We start from the raw sequence: 2,004 nt of genomic DNA, 5'->3' as shown, positions 1-2,004 counted from the left end.
AAATGCTTCTACCATCCATTCAGGCCAGCCTTGGCCGTCAATCCTATGGGCTTTAAATTCCGCCTCTTGATCTGACTTATATTCACCATCATCAATATTGGCTGATTTATAATACACCATAAAACTGTTGATCCATCCCCAAACAAATGTACTACCAGCGCCTGCTCGGGCAGGATCTAGCATAATATGATCAATCACTTGATGCGTACCGGGTTGGCACACCATTAACACAGTCGAGCTTAAAGCATTACGCGACATATTATGGATAATAACACCATGCAAATCATCCCAATCATACTCTTTTATTCGGCGTTTTTTCGGTTGTAAAAATACTGCAGGATGGCGTAATATTTTAAAGTTAAAAAAGTAACTTTCGTTAACATAGACTTTACCCGTTTTACGGTTAAATATAATGGGGCTACCACGGCGGGAGAAAGCATTTTGGTAGAATTCAGGAATAGATAGATATAAAGCGACACAACAAGTAATAAAACCAATTATCCCCATTATTGTTAGTTTGTCACCAATTTCAGAATCATTGAACCAAAAAATCATTATAAAAGAACCAACTGTTAATATACTTCCCAAAATAGTAGCAACAAAATAAAGGCAAGCATAAAAAATCTGATCATTGAGATCCTGACGAATAAAGGCACAGTAGTTATTATTGGCATAACTTAAGCGACGATCATGCAGGGGCACACTATAAGGGCCTTTATCTAGATCACCAAACCAACCAAAAATTTGTGGACGGTATTTTGATGGCATTTTATTCTCCTTTTATTTATTCTTCCTGCTTCGGTTAATGATGAGTGGAATTTCGCCATCATTTTGTGCATTAGGGCAGATATTGATTTGATAGTTATTTATTAGATCATAAGCAAAGGTGCCCGCTACCCAGGTTATCAGCGTTAGGTCGCTATCTGGCTGGTTAGAATCGGTTTGTTTTACTTCAATTTTTTCAATATCGGTAAAATTAGATCGCCATACCGCTTTGCCCATGCTTGCCAAACTGCAATGGCTTTTGGGCTATTGCGTTATATTGTGCCGTTGTTTAATTTCGGCGAGCTCTTCTAATGATGTAGCATTAAATGCTTCTACCATCCATTCAGGCCAGCCTTGGCCGTCAATCCTATGGGCTTTAAATTCCGCCTCTTGATCTGACTTATATTCACCATCATCAATATTGGCTGATTTATAATACACCATAAAACTATTAATCCATCCCCAAACAAATGTACTACCAGCGCCTGCTCGGGCAGGATCTAGCATAATATGATCAATCACTTGATGCGTACCGGGTTGGCACACCATTAACACGGTCGAGCTTAAAGCATTACGCGACATATTATGGATAATAACACCATGCAAATCATCCCAATCATACTCTTTTATTCGGCGTTTTTTGGGTTGTAAAAATACTACGGGATGGCGTAAAAACTTAAAGTTAAAAAAATCACTTTCATTAACATAGACTTTACTCGTTTTACGATTAAATATAATAGGGCTGCCACGATGGGAAAATAGATTATGATAGATTTCTGGAATAACAAAATACATAGCAATAAAGCATAAAATAACACCACTTAACGCAGCTAAAAACATGTTAGTTTCTAAAATTGGATCACATAAATAAGTCAATATAGATAATATAACCACTGCAGAGCATAAAAGAATAACAGCAATGATGTAAATACATAAATAAAAAACTTGATCAGAAGGAATCTTACGAATAAAGGCACAATAGTTATTATTGGCATAACTTAAGCGACGATCATGCAGGGGCACACTATAAGGACCTTTATCTAGATCACCAAACCAACCAAAAATTTGTGGACGGTATTTTGATGACATTTTATTCTCCTTTTATTTATTCTTCCTGCTTCGGTTAATGATGAGCGGAATTTCGCCATCATCTTGTCCATTAGGGCAGATATTGATTTGATAGTTATTTATTAGATCATAAGCAAAGGTGCCCGCTACCCAGGTTATCAGCGTTAGATC

3 protein-coding genes are annotated in these 2,004 nt (G+C 37.0%); all 3 read right to left on the bottom strand.

Features of this window, described 5'->3' with window-relative positions:
• A partial coding sequence (locus A9G47_RS09215; RefSeq protein ID WP_065642743.1) for a DUF6708 domain-containing protein occupies positions 1-768 on the bottom strand: 768 nt, incomplete at its 3' end.
• Positions 769-780: 12 nt separating this feature from the next.
• Positions 781-1,002, bottom strand: coding sequence for a hypothetical protein (locus tag A9G47_RS09210; protein ID WP_065642742.1), 222 nt, complete (start codon positions 1,000-1,002; stop codon positions 781-783).
• 27 nt (positions 1,003-1,029) lie between these two features.
• On the bottom strand, positions 1,030-1,854 hold the full coding sequence (locus A9G47_RS09205) for a DUF6708 domain-containing protein (RefSeq protein ID WP_065642741.1): 825 nt from the start codon (positions 1,852-1,854) through the stop codon (positions 1,030-1,032).
• Positions 1,855-2,004: the final 150 nt, after the last annotated feature.

This window comes from Gilliamella sp. WF3-4 (assembly GCF_001690275.1).
Classification (GTDB): domain Bacteria; phylum Pseudomonadota; class Gammaproteobacteria; order Enterobacterales; family Orbaceae; genus Gilliamella; species Gilliamella apicola_C.
This window is presented reverse-complemented; position numbering and strand designations above follow the sequence as displayed.